Annotated in this window: 14 protein-coding genes; 7 read left to right on the top strand and 7 right to left on the bottom strand. The window is 36.9% G+C overall.

Features of this window, described 5'->3' with window-relative positions:
- Positions 1-3 precede the first annotated feature (3 nt).
- From DOS84_RS04950 to DOS84_RS04930, 5 genes are all read left to right on the top strand, one after another.
- Complete coding sequence (locus DOS84_RS04950; protein WP_111408997.1) at positions 4-1,545, top strand: acyl-CoA carboxylase subunit beta; 1,542 nt, start codon at positions 4-6, stop codon at positions 1,543-1,545.
- Positions 1,546-1,707: 162 nt separating this feature from the next.
- Positions 1,708-2,829: an SGNH/GDSL hydrolase family protein gene (locus tag DOS84_RS04945; protein ID WP_111408996.1), complete on the top strand. Its 1,122-nt coding sequence runs from the start codon at positions 1,708-1,710 to the stop codon at positions 2,827-2,829.
- Between the two features lie 60 nt (positions 2,830-2,889).
- Positions 2,890-4,269: a sialate O-acetylesterase gene (locus DOS84_RS04940; RefSeq protein WP_111408995.1), complete on the top strand. Its 1,380-nt coding sequence runs from the start codon at positions 2,890-2,892 to the stop codon at positions 4,267-4,269.
- A gap of 216 nt (positions 4,270-4,485) precedes the next feature.
- Complete coding sequence (bglX, locus tag DOS84_RS04935; RefSeq protein ID WP_111408994.1) at positions 4,486-6,780, top strand: beta-glucosidase BglX; 2,295 nt, start codon at positions 4,486-4,488, stop codon at positions 6,778-6,780.
- 192 nt (positions 6,781-6,972) lie between these two features.
- Complete coding sequence (locus tag DOS84_RS04930) at positions 6,973-7,929, top strand: aldo/keto reductase (protein ID WP_111409081.1); 957 nt, start codon at positions 6,973-6,975, stop codon at positions 7,927-7,929.
- A 72-nt stretch (positions 7,930-8,001) separates the two neighbouring features.
- Here DOS84_RS04930 and DOS84_RS04925 read toward each other — a convergent pair whose 3' ends face one another.
- The 7 genes from DOS84_RS04925 to DOS84_RS04895 all read right to left on the bottom strand — a co-directional run bounded on the left by DOS84_RS04925 (position 8,002) and on the right by DOS84_RS04895 (position 16,648).
- Positions 8,002-8,928, bottom strand: a complete 927-nt coding sequence (locus tag DOS84_RS04925; RefSeq protein WP_111408993.1) for an ROK family protein — start codon at positions 8,926-8,928, stop codon at positions 8,002-8,004.
- A 49-nt stretch (positions 8,929-8,977) separates the two neighbouring features.
- On the bottom strand, positions 8,978-10,276 hold the full coding sequence (locus tag DOS84_RS04920; RefSeq protein WP_243636320.1) for a glycoside hydrolase 5 family protein: 1,299 nt from the start codon (positions 10,274-10,276) through the stop codon (positions 8,978-8,980).
- Between the two features lie 159 nt (positions 10,277-10,435).
- Entirely contained in the window at positions 10,436-11,668 is a 1,233-nt protein-coding gene (locus DOS84_RS04915) for a glycoside hydrolase family 26 protein (protein ID WP_111408991.1), read from the bottom strand.
- 9 nt (positions 11,669-11,677) lie between these two features.
- The gene (locus DOS84_RS04910) at positions 11,678-12,862 is read right to left on the bottom strand and encodes an AGE family epimerase/isomerase (protein WP_111408990.1); all 1,185 of its coding nucleotides are present in this window, start codon (positions 12,860-12,862) and stop codon (positions 11,678-11,680) included.
- Between the two features lie 2 nt (positions 12,863-12,864).
- The gene (locus DOS84_RS04905; protein WP_111408989.1) at positions 12,865-14,058 is read right to left on the bottom strand and encodes a glycoside hydrolase family 130 protein; all 1,194 of its coding nucleotides are present in this window, start codon (positions 14,056-14,058) and stop codon (positions 12,865-12,867) included.
- Positions 14,059-14,082: 24 nt separating this feature from the next.
- The gene (locus DOS84_RS04900; RefSeq protein ID WP_243636319.1) at positions 14,083-15,498 is read right to left on the bottom strand and encodes an MFS transporter; all 1,416 of its coding nucleotides are present in this window, start codon (positions 15,496-15,498) and stop codon (positions 14,083-14,085) included.
- A 4-nt stretch (positions 15,499-15,502) separates the two neighbouring features.
- Positions 15,503-16,648, bottom strand: coding sequence for a glycoside hydrolase family 26 protein (locus tag DOS84_RS04895; RefSeq protein WP_111408988.1), 1,146 nt, complete (start codon positions 16,646-16,648; stop codon positions 15,503-15,505).
- 278 nt (positions 16,649-16,926) lie between these two features.
- Between DOS84_RS04895 and DOS84_RS04890 the strand changes: the two genes are divergently transcribed.
- Together DOS84_RS04890 and DOS84_RS04885 are read left to right on the top strand one after the other, a co-directional pair.
- Positions 16,927-17,805: a helix-turn-helix domain-containing protein gene (locus DOS84_RS04890; protein ID WP_111408987.1), complete on the top strand. Its 879-nt coding sequence runs from the start codon at positions 16,927-16,929 to the stop codon at positions 17,803-17,805.
- A 314-nt stretch (positions 17,806-18,119) separates the two neighbouring features.
- Entirely contained in the window at positions 18,120-21,308 is a 3,189-nt protein-coding gene (locus tag DOS84_RS04885; RefSeq protein ID WP_111408986.1) for a SusC/RagA family TonB-linked outer membrane protein, read from the top strand.
- Positions 21,309-21,317 lie beyond the last annotated feature (9 nt).

Raw genomic sequence — 21,317 nt, 5'->3', positions numbered from 1 at the left:
ATTATGCAAGACAAAATAAAAACACTAAACGATAAAATTGCCGAAGCCCATTTGGGTGGAGGAACAAAACGTATTGCGAAACAGCATTCGAACAAAAAACTGACTGCAAGAGAGCGTATCAATTACTTGATGGATGAAGGTTCTTTTGAAGAAATTGGCATGTTGGTGACCCACCGAACTACCGATTTTGGGATGGAGAATGAAATGTATTATGGTGATGGAGTGATCACGGGATACGGAACCATCAACGGCAGATTGGTTTATATATTCGCTCAGGATTTTACAGTTTTTGGAGGTTCGCTTTCCGAAACACATGCTGAGAAAATCTGTAAAATCATGGATATGGCGGTCAAAATGGGAGCGCCTATGATTGGGCTGAACGATTCGGGAGGAGCACGTATTCAAGAAGGTGTTCGTTCATTGGGCGGTTATGCCGATATTTTCTTCAGAAACGTGCAAGCCAGTGGTGTGATTCCGCAAATCTCGGCCATTATGGGACCTTGCGCCGGTGGAGCTGTGTATTCTCCAGCCATGACCGATTTTACAATGATGGTAGAAGACACCAGTTACATGTTTGTTACTGGACCGAATGTGGTGAAAACCGTGACGAATGAATCCGTGACTTCAGAAGAGTTGGGAGGGGCGAGTACGCATTCGACTAAGTCGGGTGTGGCACATTGTACCTCGACGAATGATGTAGTTTGTCTGGAAGATCTTAAACGATTGTTGAGTTATTTGCCCCAAAACAATAAAGAGAAAGCCTGTAATTTGCCGTACGAACTTAAGGACGAAATACGCGAGCAATTAGCCAGTATTATTCCGGATAATCCGAATAAGCCGTACGATATGCACAGTGTTATTGGAGGGATTATAGATGAAGGTTCGTTTTTTGAAATTCATAAGAATTATGCCGAAAACATCCTTGTGGGTTTTGCCCGATTGGGAGGTCGAAGCATCGGAATTGTAGCCAACCAACCAATGTTTTTGGCAGGTTGTTTGGATGTGAACAGTTCTAAAAAAGCAGCTAGATTTACACGTTTTTGTGATGCGTTTAATATTCCATTATTGGTATTGGTTGATGTACCGGGCTTTTTGCCGGGAACGGATCAAGAATGGAACGGAATCATCGTTCACGGAGCAAAACTGTTGTATGCTTTGAGTGAAGCAACGGTACCGAGAATAACTGTAATCACTCGTAAAGCATATGGAGGTGCCTATGATGTGATGAATTCCAAACACATTGGGGCCGATATGAATTTTGCATGGCCCACTGCTGAGGTTGCCGTAATGGGAGCCAAAGGAGCCTCGGAAATTATCTTCAAAAAAGAAATCAATGATGCCGAAGATCATGAAGCCAAACTCTTAGAAAAAGAAGCTGAATATGCCGAGTTATTTGCGAATCCATATACCGCAGCCCAACGTGGGTTTGTAGATGAGGTCATCCTGCCGCAAGATACAAGACGCAAATTGATAAAAGCGTTTAGTATGCTGGAGAATAAAGTAAGTGTTACTCCTAATAGAAAACACGGGAATATTCCTTTATAGTTGTTTACAAGAATTGAAAAGCCACCTGATGAGGGTGGCTTTTTAGTTTGTAATAAGAGCTATGTGAATTTTTGATTATAGTTTGAAAAAATAGTATCTAATCTTGAATAGCAATCGTTTTATATTTGCTGTCAATACTATTGAAAAAAGCCCCAAAAGATTATGAATTACATAAAGAAATGCCTTTTATTTTTATTGATCACCATTTCGTATATTTCTGTTGCCCAAAAAAAGGCTGAAACCCAATCGCTTTTTGAGTATCAAGGAAGAATCGAAAAAATGCAAGACAATAAAGTGATGCTTATAGGTTCTGCTTCGTCTGTTTCATTTGATTTTAAAGGAAATTCCTGTACCATTTCCTTGCAAAGCGTCGATTCTTGGGAACATCAAAACTATGTTTCCTTAGAACTCGATGGTAAATATATTGGAAGAATACGAATTGAAAAAGGAGCTATACAATCTATTCCAATTACGGTACCAAACAATAAAAAAACGCATCATTTATCCATTTATAAAGCGACCGAAGCTGCTAATGGAGGTGTCTTGTTTACAGGGACCAATGCGAATTTAATAGCATGTACAATCCTCAAAAACAAGAAAAAAGTTGAATTGATAGGTGATTCAATAACCTGTGGTTATGGTAACGATGCTTCGACAATTCCTTGTGGTAGTGGAGACTGGTTTGATCAACACAATGCATATTGGGCATATGGGCCAGTACTTTCCAGAGCTTTGGATGTTGATTATGTATTGAGTTCTGTTTCAGGTTACGGAATGTATCGCAACTGGAATGACGAGCATTTGGGCGAACCCATTATACCCGATGTGTATGAAAATTTATACCTGAATAAGGACAGTTCAAAACCCTATGATTTTACTTTTCAACCCGATTTGGTGAGCATTTGTTTGGGAACTAATGATTTTTCCGATGGTGATGGAAAGAAAGCAAGATTGCCGTTCAATGAAGAGAAATACGTTTCGAATTATATTGATTTTATCAAAACGGTTTACAAACATGCTCCCAATACCCGAATTGTGTTGTTGAACAGTCCCATGGTTTCGGGAGATAAAAATATAACTTTTGTGCAATGCTTGAAAAAAGTGATTCAGGCTTTTGAAAACGACACCATCCATAAGCCAATTGCTTTGTTTGAATTCCAGCCGATGAGTCCCAAAGGTTGCGGTTATCATCCCGATATTACTGATGATAAAGTGATGGCCGACCAATTAATTCCTTTCTTTAAAAAATTACTCGATGAAATGAGCATTACTCAAAAACTCTAATCAAAATGGGAGTTTGTATGCGAATTACATTTGACAAATAAAAAAAATAATAATACACAAATGAAAAATAAGCTAATTGCATTTGTTCTTTTTCTACTACTTTCAAATGCCGCTTCCGCAAATGCTACGCTTCCGAATATCTTTTCGGATAATATGGTTTTGCAACGCAATAGTGAAGTTACCATTTGGGGCTGGGCAAATCCACAGGAGGAAGTGGTGATTACGCCAAGTTGGAACAATGAAACCTATAAAATAAAAGCCAGTAATCAGGCGAAATGGGAGATTGTCATTCCAACTCCAAAAGAAGGAGGGCCTTATACCATTGCGATAAAAGGATACAATGAAATCGTGCTAAGAAATATTTTGATTGGCGAAGTTTGGATTTGTTCTGGACAATCGAATATGGAAATGAACGCCAGCTGGGGAATTGAAAATGGTGATGAGGAAGTGAAAAATGCAACAAACCCAAACATCCGCTTGTTTTTGGTGCCTAAATTAACGGCCACGACTCCCCAAAATAATCTTTCAGGAACTTGGACAGAATGCACACCCGAAACGATGAAATATTTTAGTGCTGTAGGTTATTTTTTTGGAAAGCGTTTGCAGGAAGAATTAAAAAATGTGCCTATCGGTTTGATTTCGTCCAATTGGGGCGGAACACCAGCGGAGATTTGGATGCCAGAAGAAGTGATTCAAAACGATGCTATTTTATTGGAAGCAGCCAAAACCCGAAAGGAAGAAAGTTATGGACCCAATCAGCCAGCACGTGCTTTTAATGCAATGATTTATCCGTTGACCAAATTCAAAATTGCGGGGACTTTGTGGTATCAAGGAGAAAGTAATGTAGGGTCTACGGTTTATGACAAAACCCTTTCGGCTTTAATCACTTCTTGGAGAAAATTGTGGGGGTATGATTTTCCGTTTTATTTCGTTCAGATTGCACCTTATAAATATGGGGAAGACCATTTTGGAGGAGCCATTATTCGGGACGCACAAAGAAAAGTATTACAGGAAGTTCCGAATACCGGAATGGTACTGACAAGCGATATTTCAGCGGTTGAAGAAATTCATCCAAAAGACAAAAAATCAGTAGGAACTCGCTTGGCGAATTTGGCTTTGGCGAATACTTACAAAACGAATACTGCATTGGTAAATGGGCCACTTTATAAAGGAATCACCATTAATAAAAATAAAGTGACAGTGGTTTTTGACTATGCAGAAGGATTGTATTTTAAGGACAAGAAAGCTGATTTGTTTGAGGTTGCTGGTGTCGATAATGTGTTTTACAAAGCGACTGCTGTAATCCAAAAGAAAACGTTGCTTTTGCAATCGGATAAAGTGAAAATGCCAGTAAAAGTGCGTTACGCATGGAAGAATACCGATCAGTCGACACTTTTCAATAAAGCCAATTTGCCTGCTTCGAGTTTTATAAGTGAATGAATTAGATAGCAGTTTGTAGAATGCAGTTTGCAGATTTAAAAACGAGGATTGTGTCTAGTTAAAAACTGAAGTTGTTGTAAGACTGCGTGAGGGATAGTAGGCGGTATCCTCGTATCTCGTCTTTTGGGACGAGAGGAGAGATAAAGCCGTATAGCCCGACTCTTGTCCTGATTTTTCTTCAGGACAAGAGACACGCCCAAAAATAAATTACAAATTATGAAGAACAATATATTAATTATTGCAGGGATTTTTACCCTGATTACCACAGGAACTATGATTGCACAGAAAATACCACATTTAGACAAAACAAAACCGACTGAAGAACGTATCGATTTTTTGATGCAGCAAATGACATTGGAAGAGAAAGTCGGGCAAATGAATCAATACAATGGGTTTTGGGAAGTAACAGGACCCGCACCAAAAGGAGGTAACGCTGAGTTAAAATACAAACATTTGCGTGATGGCTGGGTTGGATCTATGCTATCGGTTCGTGGAGTGAAAGAAGTAAAAGCGGTTCAGAAAATTGCCGTTGAGGAAACCCGATTGGGAATTCCGTTAATTATTGGTTTTGACGTGATTCATGGGTATAAAACTTTGAGTCCGATTCCGTTGGCAGAAGCGGCGAGTTGGGATATGGAGGCGATTAAGAAATCCGCTCAGGTGGCGGCAGACGAAGCTTCGGCATCAGGAATCAACTGGACTTTTGGGCCCAATGTCGATATTTCGAATGATGCCCGTTGGGGTCGCGTGATGGAAGGTGCAGGCGAGGATCCTTATTTGGGAAGTAAAATTGCCATTGCACGAGTGACCGGTTTTCAAGGAGACACGAAAGCTGATTTGCAGAAAGTAAATACCATTGCGGCTTGCGCCAAACATTTTGCTGCTTATGGTTTTGCCGAATCTGGAAGGGATTATAATACGGTGGACATTAGTAATTCTAAATTGTACAATACAGTTTTGCCTCCGTTTAAAGCGGCTACTGATGCGGGTGTTCGTACGATGATGAATTCGTTCAATATTTTGAATGGAGTTCCTGCAACTGGAAATTCTTTTTTGCAAAGAGATATTCTAAAAGGAAAATGGAAATTTGATGGTTTTGTGGTTTCGGATTGGGCTTCGGTACGAGAAATGATTGCTCACGGTTTTGCCAAAGACGGTGCGGATGCTACTGCCAAAGCGGTGATTGCAGGTTCGGATATGGATATGGAATCGCATTTGTATGTAGAAGAGTTAGTGAAATTGGTCAAAGAAGGTAAGGTAAAAGAAGCTTTGGTTGACGATGCGGTTCGCAGAATTTTGCGTGTGAAATTTGAATTGGGATTATTTGATGACCCTTACAAATATTGTGACGAGGAAAGAGAAAAAGCAACGATAGGAAACAAAGCCAACAATGATGCGGTTTTGGATATGGCCAAGAAATCGATTGTGTTGTTGAAGAATGATAAAAATTTGCTTCCACTAAAAAAATCAGGACAGAAAATTGCTTTGATTGGGGCTTTGGCCAATGATAAAAACAGCCCATTGGGAAGTTGGAGAATCGCTTCGGATGACAATACTGCCGTTTCGGTTCTGGAAGGCATGCAACAGTACAAAGACAATCAATTGACGTTTGAAAAAGGAGCCGATTTGATTACGGAAAAAGCCACTTTTACATCAGAATTGGTTTTCAATACCACAGACAAAAGCGGATTTGATGCTGCCAAAAAAGTAGCCGCAGATGCTGATGTTGTCGTGATGGTTTTGGGAGAACACGGTTTCCAGTCTGGAGAAGGACGCAGTAGAACAAACCTGGATTTACCAGGAGTCCAACAGGAATTGTTGGAAGAAATCTACAAAGTAAACCCCAATATTGTTTTGGTTTTAAACAACGGACGACCATTAGCTTTACCTTGGGCTGCGGAACATATTCCTGCGATTGTTGAGGCTTGGCATTTGGGAACGCAAACGGGAAATGCTGTGGCGCAAGTGTTGTACGGAGATTACAATCCAAGTGGAAAATTGCCAATGTCTTTCCCTAGAAATGTTGGTCAAGTGCCTATTTATTATAACAATTACAATACAGGAAGACCTGTAAATAGTGATAAAAATGTATTCTGGTCGCATTATACCGATGTAGAGAAAACGCCTTTGTATCCATTTGGGTTTGGGCTAAGTTATACCACTTTCGATTATAAAAATTTGGAACTCAATAAAACCGCTTTCGGAAAAGGAGAGCCAGTTGTTGTTTCGGTGGATATTACCAATACGGGAAATTATGACGGTAAAGAAGTTGTACAATTGTATATTCAGGATGTTGTCGCAAGTTTGGCCAGACCCGTAAAAGAATTAAAAGGTTTTGAATTGGTAACTCTGAAAAAGGGCGAAACCAAAACCGTAAAGTTTACTTTGACTGATAAGGAATTAGGTTTCTTTGATAATGAAGGCAATTATTTGTTAGAATCAGGAGCTTTCAAAATTAGGATTGGAGGAAGATCGGATAAAGGTTTGGAAAGTGGTTTTGAATTGCAATAAGACCTCACATCAAATCTCTCCAAAAAAGAGGGAGAAGTAATTTTTCATTCTATTAATTCTATTCCACTTAATAGAATGGACTGATTTTAAACCCGATTTGTATTTAAAACAAGTCGGGTTTATTTGTATTATAAATTTACGAATGCGAACTTTACCAATTATAAAATTAAATCAAATCTTAAAATTGATATAATGAAATACAACAGATGTGGAAAAAGCGGTTTGTTATTGCCGCAAATTTCGTTAGGATTATGGCACAACTTCGGTTCGGTAGATAGTTTTGAAAATGCGGAAAGTATTGCCAAAGTCGCTTTTGATAAAGGAATAACTCATTTTGATTTGGCCAACAATTACGGTCCGGTTCCGGGTTCGGCAGAGACTAATTTTGGTACTATTCTTAAAAATAATTTCCAGGGAAACCTTCGGGATGAAATCGTAATCACAACCAAAGCGGGCTACACAATGTGGGATGGCCCTTATGGTGATTGGGGTTCCCGCAAGTATTTGCTATCAAGTTTAGATCAAAGTTTGAAACGAATGAATTTGGAGTATGTAGATATTTTCTATTCGCACCGTTTTGATCCAGAAACACCTTTGGAAGAGACCATGATGGCTTTGGATTATGCCGTTCGAAGCGGAAAAGCATTGTATGCCGGAATATCCAATTACAATCCGGAGCAAACAAGGGAAGCTACTGAAATTCTAAAACGATTGGGAACACCTTGTTTGATTCACCAAGTAAAATATTCAATGTTTGTTAGAACTCCCGAAGAAGGTTTGCTTGATGTTCTTGGGGAAAAAGGGGTGGGATGCATTGCTTTTTCACCTTTGGCGCAAGGGCTTTTGACTGATAAATACTTAAATGGAATACCCGAAAATTCTCGTGCTCACAATCCAAACGGACATTTAAAAGAAGATGAGGTTTCTGAGGACAGAATCCGGAAAATTATTCAATTGAATGATATTGCTAAAGAAAGGAATCAATCTTTGGCACAAATGGCGTTGGCTTGGTTGCTAAAAGACAACAGAATTACTTCAGTTTTGATTGGTGCCAGTTCTGTGGGTCAATTGAATAATAATATTGATTCATTGCAAAATCTGGAATTTTCACCAGAGGAATTGAATGGAATAGAGTCTATTTTGAAATAAATTGATTAGCATCGTGTGTAGAGACGCACCGCAGGGCGTCTCTACACACGATCCTCCATATTAATCAAATTTTCACCCAATCAATGTAGTTTCTAAAATAATGTTATAGAGTAAACTTGCTGCTCCTAATAAAGCCGCATTTTCATTATCGTCAGAGATTTGTATGGTAATCTCGAGACCTGCATCTTTAATTTTTTTGTTAAAAGCAGGTAAAAACAAAGTACTTGAATCGGCAATCTTTCCACCAATTACGAAATGTTCAACAGAGAAATTTTTAAACCACGGAATCAGAATTTCGGCTAAATCTTCGCCCATTTTTTCAAATGCTTTAACTGCCATTTCATCTCCAGCAACAGCTAGATTATAAAGCTCCAATCCGCTTTCTACTGTTGTTTCGTTAAAAATGGAATACTTGGCGATAAGCCCTCTTAGTGACACATAATCTTCGGCTATTCCATTTTTAAACGGAAGATTCCATATTTCGCCGTCTGTAGGGACTTGATTTCCGGAACTAACCGAGATTCCTTTGTCGATAAAACAAGAACCTAATCCTGTTCCTAGTGTAATGGCCATTACTTTTTTCGAAAGGTTATTTTTGTCTTTATAGACTTCACCTTTGCCAAAACAAACAGCATCATTTTCGAAAAGAATCTTAAAATCATCTGAAAGATTGAGTTTTTTTCGAAGCAAATCAGCAATATTTAGTCCATAGAAATGGTCGTATTTAGATTGACCTTTTATCCAGCAAATGCCATTTTCATAATCAAACGGGCCCGGCATGCATACTGTTATGCCGCCTAGGCTTTTCACACCTGAATTATTCCATGAAATGCGAATTGCTTTTTCCCAAATATCCAAAACCTGATCAACTGGTAGATTAGAATTAAATGACGCTTTGTGCATGGAAAATTCAAGGACTTTCATGTTCATGATATCTATAACTCCAGCGGTAATGTGAGTTCCTCCAATTTCCAATCCGATTGCATATTTCGCTTTCATTGTTTCTGTGATTCGTTTATTTATGTTGTATTTGTTGTTTCGTTTGTGATTACTTTTTCAATTCCAAATTATACTTTTTTACAATCTCCAAAGTCGATTTGTCAGTCGAAAAAACCGAATTCAAACCCTGTGGTTCCTGTGGTGGATCGGTAGTCAAAGGATCACCTGGATTCCATTTTCCGTCTTTTGTAACGGCTTTTCCTTCGCCGCCAAATCCCCAAAAATTGGCCGCTTGCAGTGCCCCGTTATTTTTATGGCTCTCCGCTACTCTTTGGAATATATAATTGTAAAAAATATCCCTGTTGGCTACAGAAGCTGTTGAAACCAAACCTTCATTTTCTCTCGGTAAACCAAATTCTTCGATGATGATTGGCCTTTTTAAATCATTGGCAACTTTTACGTGTAAATCAATATATTTTCCCGCATTTTCCAGCGTTGTCGGCAGGGTTTTTTCGGCATCATCGGCTTTGTACCATCCCCAGTTTTTGGGCCAAATGTGCATCGTTAAATAATCAATATTCGGATTCAGATGTGTTCTTTCAAAAACTTCCATATCGTCGTTGGAACTGTTTTTTCCTTCAGAGCCGGTAGAAATCAAGTGATATTTATCCAAACTATCAATCAAATTGACAATGTTGTTGAGCCAAACGGTGAATTTCGCTTCATTTTCGACAGTAAAAAGTCGTGGTTCATTGCCGACTTGCCAAGCCATAATTGTATTGTCCTCGGTGTATTTTCTTTTGGTGTAGGCGTTTGTTCGCCCCAAAATAAATTTCACATGATTGTTCAACGCCTCCATACACGGTTCACAACTATGAAATTTCTCGGTATAACTCATAAATTGTGGCCAAGTATTTGGTGGAATAGCAGGAACCGGAATTGGCCCTTGACCGTTCCATTCCAAATATTGGGACATCCCGCCAGACCATTCCCAGTTATTGGTCAGGTACAAAACCGCATACATCTTGCGTTTTCCCATTTCGGCAATCAAAAAATCCAAACCGTCGAGTAAATCCTGATCGTATTTTCCTTGTTCGTATTGTAAAGCGGGACGAACAGTATAATCGTATTTTCCGCCATCGCCACCTACCAAAATCCGCAAGTTATCGATGCCGTTTTTTTGCATTAAATCCAGTTCTCGAATCAGTCTTTTTCGGTCTCCCACTTTCTTCGAAGCCAATAAACTGCCATACCAATAATTGGTTCCAATGTATGAATACTGTTTATCACCTTTGTAAAATTGCGTTCCTTTTACAGTAATTCTGGCCTGTTCTTTTTGAGCTTGACAAGAGATATTGGCAAAACAAAAAATGGTAAAAACTATTTTTAAAACTGATTTCTTCATCATTGATTTTATTTGTTCAGGAGCTGTTTCCTGCTGTCATTCCAATCTTTTTAGGTTCGTCTCAAAAGGCGAGACAAACCTAAAAAGGATTTTCCCTTCCATCAGGGCTAGGGCATTTCGTTCACAATTGTATTGCTGTAAATTTTGAAATTTATGGTTTAATTAATTCGGCAAAACATACATGCTTGGCAACGTATTTACCAAAGCCGATTTGGATTTTGTTGCAAAAGTTTTAAAATCAGCGGCATTCGATGCTGTTGGGGTAGGAACATAATAACCGTCTAGATTGTTGTTCCAAAACATAACATAGCTGATTTGAATGCTATTTGCGGTTAAAGTGTTGTACAAATAAGTCGAAAACCAGTTGGTCACTGGTGCAACGGTTGCTGTAACTCGATAACCAGTTTCGGTCATAGCGGCAATTTTTACTTTGGTAGTAGCTAAGTCCGATAGCATTTTTAGTTTGGCATTGGCTTTGTCGGCTCCAGTTTGTCCTTGGTTGTTCAAATCGCCATAATTATCCATTCCCAAAACATCTACATAGGCATCACCCGGATAACGACTCAAATAATTGGTTGAGGTAGCGTAGGAGTTATCAGGAGAAAAGGCATATAAAATGTTGTGAACTCCTTTGGTATCCCTTAAATATTCAACAGTAAATTGATAAACAGCTTTATAATCTTCTGCGGAGCAGAAATCAGCGCCCCACCAAAACCAGCTTCCGTCAAATTCATGAAAAGGCCTGAAAATAATGGGAATCAATTCTCCCTTGGAACCTTTTAGATTGGATACCACACTGGCTACTTTATCCAGTTTTGTTTTGTACCACGCATTATTCACGCCACCAGGTAAAATACTTTTGAAAGCAGTTGCTTTTTGTTCCGTGGTCATATCGGCGGCATAAAAGTTGTCTTCTTTATTCGGCTCTCTGATGTGCCAAGAAAAAGTGTTAATCATACCTTTGGCATAGGCTTCTTTGACATCATCAGTAATTATAATTTCCTGTTGGTAAAACCAATTGTCCGCTTGTCCATTATTGTTTTTGTCGGTGATAAACATAAAATCAGAACCCAAGAGCGCGGGGTCATAACCTGTTGTTTTCTTTATATCTGATTCAGATGAAGAACCATTATTGTAAAAACCATTAAAAGCATCTTGCTGACCAATGGCAAATTTCGTTTTGGCCAATTTTTTTAAATTGTAAAATAAAGCGACTGTTTCTGCAGTGGCATTTTTGTCGACCATATAGGTTTTTACGTTTTGTGTTGTTAACACATCAGTAACCACAACTGGCGGAACGACTACAACGGGATCTGGTGCTGGATCGTCTTTCGAACAACTGCTTAGTACAATTATAAAACTGCTAATTATAGTTTTTAGAGATAGGTTTTTCATCTTCTGTTTTTAAATTCGATGTATTAATTCAATGCAGGCTCTGCTATTGTGATACGGGCATTTCCAGAATCCGGCTTTGTCTTTTTCCATAGTTGAATAATCGCTATTAATACCCCAAAACCATTCTCCTTTTTCTTTGTCAATTATATATTTTTTAGTGAAATCCCAGTTTTTGAATACAATGTCCAAGTACTCCTGTTTTCCGGAAAGTTGCCAGGCAGTATAATAACCAATCATCAATTCGGCTTGTGGCCACCAGTGTTTTTCGGCCATCAGTTCTTTGGTTTCTGGATTGTATTCATACCATAATCCGCCATCAGAATCTATCCCGTCTTTGGTCACATCGGCAATTTGAATGGCATGTTTTTTATAATTTTCAATTAAAGTTGAATCTCCCGAAATTTCGGCACACTGTAATAAAAGCCACGCGGCTTCAATGTCGTGTCCATACGAAATAACGTCCTTTTTTTCTACCCAATTTTCATCAAAAAACAATCGTAAATGACCCGTTTCGGTATTGATGAAGTATTTTTCGATGGTTTCCAATAATTCAATAATTACTTTTAATAACGATTTGTCTTTCCAAACGGTATATAAATTTGCATATCCTTCAACGATGTGCAAATGGGTATTCATCGTCTTCTTTTCGTTGGCATCTTTCTCGCTCAAACGTAAATCTTCAATAGGCAGCCAATCACGGGTAAAAGCTTCCAGATAGCCACCATTTACGGCATCATAACTGTATTTTTGAATTTTTTGATACAAGGCAATAGCCATTTCCAGTGCTTTTCCATCTTTGGTAACCGAATAATATTCGCTCAATCCATAAATGACAAAGGCCAAGGCATAAATTTGGTTTTTAGTGTCTTTTGGAGTTCCATTGTGATTGATACTCCAAAAAATGCCTCCAAATTCTTTGTCGTAAAAGTGTTCTGAAATGTATTCAAAAGCACGTTTTGCGGTTTCTAAATGTTCTTTGTTATTTGAAATTTTATATGCTGCAGAAAAGGTCCATAGTAATCTTGCATTTAATACAGACCCTTTTTCAGCTTCATTATTTGTGTTATTGCGGTAATCTATTTGACCAACGAAACCTCCATTTTTTGTGTCAATTGTATTTTCCATCCAATAGGAAAGAATACTTTGAAGTTCCAGCTTTAATTCTGTTTTTAGATTTTTTAAATCGGTTTGCACAATTATGAAATTTCTTTGTTTTTATTCACTTGCTTGATAATGGTGTTGACAGAACCTGCAGAAGTAAAAGTGTCTTCGGGAGAATTTACAACATAATCTACCAGTTTATCCACAGATGAAACTGCTACGTGCATTCTGGTATCTGAAGAAGCATAATAAATATAAACAGTTCCGTCTTTATCCTCAATCCATCCATTAGAAAATAAAACATTGGATACATCTCCAATTCTTTCTATACCTTCTGGAGCCATAAAATGTCCGGCAGGAGCATGTGTTACTTTCGCAATATCATTCAAATCAGTCATGAACATGTATAGTGTATAGCGCAAACCAGCAGCAGTATTACGAACTCCGTGTGCTAAATGCAACCAACCTTTTTCAGTTTTGATTGGTGCCGGTCCAAGACCATTTTTCAATTCATATACGGTGTGATATTGTTTTCCGTAAATGATTTTTTCCTCTTGTACTATTGGATTGGTCATGTCTTCCACGAATCCAAGGCCAATTCCGCCACCGTTCCCTACATCGATAAAACCATCTTGCGGACGAGTATACATAGCATATTTTCCGTTTACAAATTCTGGATGCAATACCACATTTCGTTGTTGTCCTGTATTCGAAATCAAATCAGGTAATCTTTCCCAGTTGATTAAATCTTTGGTGCGTACAATTCCGGCATTGGCAATAGCAGTACTGGTGTCTCCTTTTGGTGATGATGGGTCTTTTCTTTCGGTGCAGAAAATTCCATAAACCCAACCGTCTTCATGGGCAATTAAGCGCATGTCATACACATTGGTGTCTGGTTCTTCCGTTTGCGGAATCACGCAAGGTTTATCCCAAAATTTGAAATTATCTATACCATTTGGGCTTTCGGCAACGGCAAAGAATGACTTTCTGTCCGCACCTTCCACACGGGCTACAAGGATGTATTTGTCGTTCCATTTTATTGCTCCTGCATTGAATGTGGCGTTTATGGCAATTCTCTCCAAAAGCAATGGATTTGTATTTGGATTAAAATCAAATCTCCATTCTAGCGGTGTATGGGCGGCTGTTAAAACAGGGTTTTTGTAGCGAGTGTATATTCCGTTTCCAATACCTTCTTGTGGTTCGTTTTTTGTTTGAATTAAAGCATTGAATTGCTTGTCGAGTTCGATTTTTATTTGTTTTAAATCGATATTTATTTTTGTAGTGCTCATAACTGAATTTTCTAAAATCAAGTATTATTTATTTAAATTTCTTTTGGTGTTAAGTTCGTCTTCAATGGTCTGCAGCTTTTCTTCAGATAATGGGTAGAATATGATGAAAAGTACAGATAGTGCTGCAGCAATTGCCGGAAGTATGCTCAACATTAGTAATATTCCGTTTTGTGCAGTGACAGTTTGTACTACATTAGCTTGAAAACCAAAGTATCCCAAAAGCCATCCAGTTGCAGCACCACCGATTGTCCAACCAAATTTTTGAGACATCGAAGAAGCCGAAAAGATAAGACCAGTTGCTCTTCTGCCTTGTTTCCACTCGGAGTAATCGGCACTATCTGCATACATAGACCAGATTAATGGGAAGATGCAACCCGCGCAAATACTAATCATTACTTGGAAAACCATAATCAGTACAATATTTTCTTTTCCGATATAATAGAAAAAGACGCTTAAAATTGCTGCAAGTGCCATAGCTCCAAAAAAGGTTTTCTTTTTGCCAATTTTGTTAGCAATCGGAGTAGCAGCAATCACACCAATAATGTTTGCGGCTTGTCCCAGTACCAAGTAAAGCGTGGTTGGAGTCATCGCAAAATTTTCTCCTAAAATGTTGAAACTGTAACTTACAGTACTGCTTACGTAATATTTAAAATAATAAACTGCAGCCCCATCACGGATAGAATTAAATACCAAAGCACCAATGCCAGCGCCTAGTAAAATCCACCAAGGTCTGTTTTTAAGAAGGTCGTTTAAATCTTCTTTTAAATTAGGTTTTTCATCATTTATGGGTTGTACTCTTTCTTTGGTTAGGAAAAAGCAAGACCAAAAGAAAATCGTGGTGATGATTCCAAAAACGATTATGGTATATAACCAGCCTGTTTTGGAGTTTAAACTTCCACCAAAATGATTTACCAATGGTTCAATTAGCCAAAGGGCCAACAAGCTTCCGCCAAAGGCAAAAACCATACGGTAAGAGGAAAGGGTAGTACGTTCTTTTCTATCACCAGACATTACTCCCAGCAAGGAAGCGTATGGCACATTAATGATAGAATAAATCATCATCATTAAGGAATAAGTGACGTATGCATATATTATTTTTCCTTTTTCGTCAAAATCGGGAGTGTAAAAAGTCAGTACTCCAATTATGGCAAATGGAATCGCCGTCCACAATAAATAAGGTCTGAATTTTCCCCAACGGCTTTTGGTACGGTCTGCAATAATGCCAACCAATGGATCAAAGCAGGAATCCCAAATCCGGGTAATCAAGAACATGGTTCCAACTACGGCAGGGGCTATCCCAAAGACATCGGTGTAAAAAAACATCAGATACATGCTGAAAATTTTCCAAAACATAGAGGAAGCAGCATCTCCTAATCCGTAACCAACTTTTTCTTTTAAACTGATTTTGCTATCCATTACTTTCTTGGGGTTTGTTGTCATGGTTTTATTTTTTATAAAGGTTTATTTTTGCGGCATCTTTTTCAAAAAGAGTATTATCTAGATTGTAAAATTGAATAAAATCTTTTTCACTTACTTGTCCTTTGAACGGCGCATAATAATGCATTTTTTGTTCTTTCTCTTGCCAACCGTGATTTCTCCAAACCAACACATAGGATATTTTATAGGATCCCATCGCTTTCATCAAAGTGTCTGTCCACCATTTGTCATACGGAATGGCTTCATAACCTGTTTCTGCAAAAGCAATGATTTTATGTTGCTCTTTGGCAATTTGGTCTATTATTCCAAATTGTCTTTGGCAATTTTCGACAAACGAATTGTCCTGCAAAGGGTCTTTGTAAATGTATTTGTCAAAACTTAAGACATCAGCATATTTGGGACCTGGATAGTATTCCAAGAAATCTTCTTTGCTACTAAAATCGGCGGTATTGTACACATATATTAAATTATGAACGCCTTTCTTTTGGAAATAATCAATAGTGAATTTCCAAAGTTTTTTAAACTCTTCTGGACTTCCATTGTTTTTGCACCACCAAAACCAAGTTCCGGTAAGTTCATGAAAAGGGCGATATAATAAGGGAATTAGATTGCCTTTTTTATCCTTTAAAGTTAAGATGTATTTTGCAGCCTCGTCTAACCAAGCTTTGTATTTTTCATGACTTTCACCTCCAGGTAATGCCGAAGCCAATGATTTTGGTGTGGTGTCCCAAGCATTTCCACCTGTTAGTGGATTATTGAAATGCCAACTGAGAGTGATAATGCCTCCTCTGTTGTATCCGTCAATGATATATTGTCTCATTTTATCAAAAGGAACGCCATCTATGTTTTTATCCGATTTGGTTTCTAGTCCGCCTAAATCCCATCCATAAACCGCTGGGTAATCTCCAACGACATCTTTTACATCACTTCTTCCTTCTTCGTATTTCCAATTTACACCATATGCCAAATCATCTTGATGACCAAATAATATCCCTTTATTGGCTGTTTTGTATAAATTTTGATATAACTGTGTGGTATTTTTGGTAGCTTTTTTATCGGATAATGATAATTTAGTATCACTACTCTGTGAATAAGAGGAGCAAAATGTGCTAAAGGTTAAAAAAAGTGAGAATATATAGTTTGTTTTTGTCATGTCTTGTGTAATGAGTTTTTATTAGTTTAAAATAAAATCAAAATCGATTCGAATTAACTATCAAATGATTGAAATTTTAAAGTTGCAATTTTATGTTTTTATTAATTTTTTGTCAAAATATTAAAAAAATAACCTCTTTAAAATGATTTGTGTTTTTTGCGGCTATTTTTAGTTTAAAATACATAAATCCATTTTTCAAAGATATAGTAATAACATCTTTTGGATTAATATTATTTTATCAATTTTATATCTTATTATTGCAAATAAAAAAATGAATTATGAGCGCTTTTAAAAATTTTCATAGAGAAATAGTTCCACTCGCAGCACAAGACAGTTTTTTGGTTTTTGATAGAGTTAAAGATGAATTTGATTATCCGGTGCATTATCACCCGGAATTTGAGATCAATTTTATATTGAACGGAAAAGGAGTAAAACGCGTTGTAGGCGACAATATAGAAGAGATTGATGATATAGAGTTAGTGTTGGTTGGGCCTAATTTGTATCATGGTTGGGAACAACACAAATGTAAAAACAAAGATATTCATGAAATAACAATTCAATTTCATAATGATCTTTTTCATGAATTTTTGTTGTCCAGACGAATTATGACACCTATAAAGGAGATGTTTAATCGTTCTGTACATGGTATTTTATTTTCAAATCAGGTAGCCGAAATGCTCACCCCAAGGTTGATAAAGATATCCAAATTGGATGGAATGGATTATTTCTTGGAAATCATCTCCATATTATACGATCTCGCGAACTCCCGTAATCAAAGGCTTTTGTCGACTTTTACCGTTGAAAATGACACTTTTGAAGAGTATGATAAAATGAAATTGATCTATGATTATATTCAAAAGAATTTTGCTGAAAAATTATCATTGGAAGAAGTAGCGGGCGTGGCTAATATGACGACGATTTCTTTTAATAGATTTATAAAAAAACGCACCGGAAAGACTTTTGTCAACTATATTAATGACATCCGAATTGGTTATGCGGCCAGGTGGTTAGTGGAGAAAGACCTAAGTATTTCGGAGGTTGCCTTCAAGTCGGGGTTTAATAACATTGCCAATTTCAATAGAAGTTTTAAGGCTTTTAAAAAATGTACCCCTAGTCAATACCGAGATGATTTTTCAGGATTAAAGAGAATCCTGTAACGTATTTCAGTTTTTTTGTTAAAATGCTTTCTGGGAGAGTCTTTCAGAAAGCATTTTTTATTTTAAAATTAATTATATGGCATATATTGTAGGTATTAAATAGTAATAATTTAAAAAATTCTGATTATAATTTTGTTATGTGTAATTAAATTTTTCATTTTGAAAATATATTATCATTAAATGATATAATAATATTAATTTGATGTTAACTACTGTTATAAATTTGTTAATTATAAATCATATTTATTAATGCCAATAATAATAGCCGAATTACCCTTTCGGAAATTATTAAACTTAACTAACAAATTTTTATTATGAAAAAATTATTGTCCGACTTGATTCATTGGAAAGTAAACCACAGAAAGGTTCCATTGATGTTCTTACTATTTGCCTGTGGTATCATGAATGCACAGCTTAAGGTGCAGGGTGTTGTTACAGATGCTAATAATCTGCCTTTATCTGGAGTTAACATTAAAGTGGAAGGAGCTGCACAAGGAGTTTCTTCTGATTTTGATGGGAAATATTCAATCGATGTTCCTGCAAATGCTATATTGACTTTTACATTTATTGGTTTTGACAACAAAAAAGTAGCGGTAAAAGGAAGTTCTAAGCTTAATGTTACTATGACATCTGTTTCTGAAAACTTGAAAGAAATCGTTGTAATTGGTTATGGAACTCAAAAAAGAGGTAATCTTAACGGATCTGTTTCTACCGTAAAAGCCAAGGATATTGAGAACCTGAAAGTAGTAAGTGTTGATCAAATGCTTCAAGGTAAGGCTGCTGGGGTAAGTGTAACTAATAATTCAGGTGCCCCGGGAAGTGCCGCTTCTGTTAGGATTAGAGGGACAACTTCTATTTCAGGGACTAATGAACCTTTATATGTAATTGACGGAGTTCCAGTTTCTGGAGATGCAACAGGAAAATCTACAAGTGGTCGTCCTTTGGCTGGTAGAGATGGATTTTCTTCATCAGGAGGAAGCGGAAACAATGCCGTTAGTCCATTATCAATGATCAATCCTAGTGATATTGAATCTATGGACATTTTGAAAGATGCTTCTGCAACTGCAATTTACGGTTCAAGAGGTGCTAATGGGGTTATTATAATTACTACCAAATCAGGGAAAAAAGGTACCGGTAGAGTTGCTTATGAAAATTTCACTTCAATTAGTAATGTTACCAATAAATTGGATGTTTTGACTTTGCCGGAGTATGCCACTTTAAAAACAAATTTGGCTAAATTATGGGGATTTCAAACGCGTCAGGAATTTTCACATCCTGAATTATTAGGACCTGGAACAGATTGGCAAGATGAAGTATATAGAACAGCCATTTCACAAAGTCACCAATTATCTTTTTCAGGTGCCAAAGATGGTACTAGTTACTATTTGTCTGGAAGTTATTTGGATAATGAGGGAACTATCATTAATTCTGGATTAAAGAGATATACTGTAAGATTAAATTTAGACTCTAAAATTAAAAGTTGGTTAAGAGTAGGAGGAAATATGTCAGGAGGTATTACCAATGAGAATATTACAGTAAACCAAAGTTTTTCTGGATTAATCTCAAATACTTTATTGCAATCTCCAGATATACCAGTTAGAAATGCTGACGGAACATTTGCAGGACCACCTTCGTCTGAGCAAAGTGTAACTTATTATAATCCGGTTGCAGAAGCTTTGACTAGAGAAAACACGTTGGTTCGTAAAAATTTCTTAGGAAATATGTATGCAGAAGCAGATCTTTTTAAAGGATTGAAATATCGTATCGAGATCGCTGCAAACACTGAGTTTTCTGAAAACGACGACTTTAGACCTTCTTATAAATGGGGTAGTCAAGAAAATTTATTGGCAGATTTAGATGTAAGAAGACAAAATTGGTATTCTACGAATATTAAAAACTTACTGACTTATGACAAAACTTTCGATAAACATCATTTTACAATTTTATTAGGTCAAGAAGCAAATGATTCACATTGGGAAGGATTAATAGCATCTGCGCAAGGTTTTAAAACAAATTCTATCCATACCTTGAATTTAGCCGATGTTGATAATAATACAGTGACACAATATAAAGGAAGCGCTTCTCTTTCGTCTCTTTTTGCTCGTGTAATTTATGACTTTAATGATAAGTACAGTATCACAGCTTCTACAAGACAAGACGTTTCTTCTAAATTTGACCCTACGACAGACAATCAAAAAGGTGTCTTTAATGCAATTTCAGGTTCTTGGAAACTTTCTAATGAGTCTTTTATGGAGGGAACTCGTCAATATGTAGACAATATTAAATTCAGATTGGGTTATGGAGAAACGGGTAACCAACAGATTCCAAATAACAGCTATTCTGCGATGTTGAATGTTCAAAATTCCGGATTGGGAAGCGGGTTTTTGCCAGCGAATTATCCAAATCCTAATTTAGTTTGGGAATCACTTAATCAAACTAACTTTGGTATAGACTTTACAATGTTGGAATCTAAATTGTTCGGTAGTGTTGATTTTTATGATAAAAAATCGGAAGGTTTTTTATTCCAAGTGCCATTGCCATTATACTTAACAGGAGGTGGAAACCAATACGGAGGAGTCTCTGCTCCATATTCTAATTTGGGTACAATGAGTAATAAAGGGTATGATATTACTTTAGGATATAATCTTAGATCTTCAGGTAGCTTTAATTGGGATACCTCTTTGGTTGTATCTCATTACAAAAATAATTTAGATGAAATTGCCAACGGAATTATTTTAACACAAGAAGTGAATACCAACGGATACCAACCAGTCGTTGTTACGAACACAACTGTTAATAATCCTATCGGGATGTTCTATGGTTATGTTACTGAGGGAATATTCAAAGATCAAGCAACTTTAAACAGCGCACCAATTCAGTTTGGTCAGCCAGTTGGAACAGGGGCAGGAGAAACCTCTTTGGGTGATGTAAAATATAAAGATGTAAATGGAGATGGTAAAATAGATGCAAATGATAAAACATTTATTGGAAATCCTCATCCAGATTTGACTTTTGGATTTACAAATAACTTCAAGTATAAAAACTTTGATTGTTCTATATTCTTGCAAGGATCTTACGGTAACGATGTTATGAATTTGACAAAAAGAGCGGGAACAACAAATGCATCTTTGTATGATAATCAACTAGTCGATGCCATGGATTATTATTCTGATACAAATACAGCAAGTAATAACCCAAGACCTATTGCAGATGCATCAAATAATAACTTACTGATTTCAGATCGTTATGTTGAAGATGGTTCTTATATAAGAATTCAAAACGTTACACTTGGATATTCTTTACCTTCTGATGTTATTTCTAAATTTAAAGTAACAAGATTAAGATTATACGGTACAGCTCAAAACTTACTTACGTTTACTGATTATTCAGGTTATGATCCAGAGATTGGTTCATTTAATCAGAATGTGCTTTTGTCAGGAATTGATAATGGAAGATACCCAGTAGCCAGAACATTTACAATTGGACTTAACGTAGAATTTTAAAAAAAGATA

The sequence above is a fragment of the Flavobacterium aquariorum genome (assembly GCF_003254745.1).
GTDB classification, from domain to species: Bacteria; Bacteroidota; Bacteroidia; order Flavobacteriales; family Flavobacteriaceae; genus Flavobacterium; species Flavobacterium aquariorum.
The sequence above is the reverse complement of the archived record's forward strand: the minus strand, read 5'-3'. Positions and strand labels throughout refer to the sequence as shown.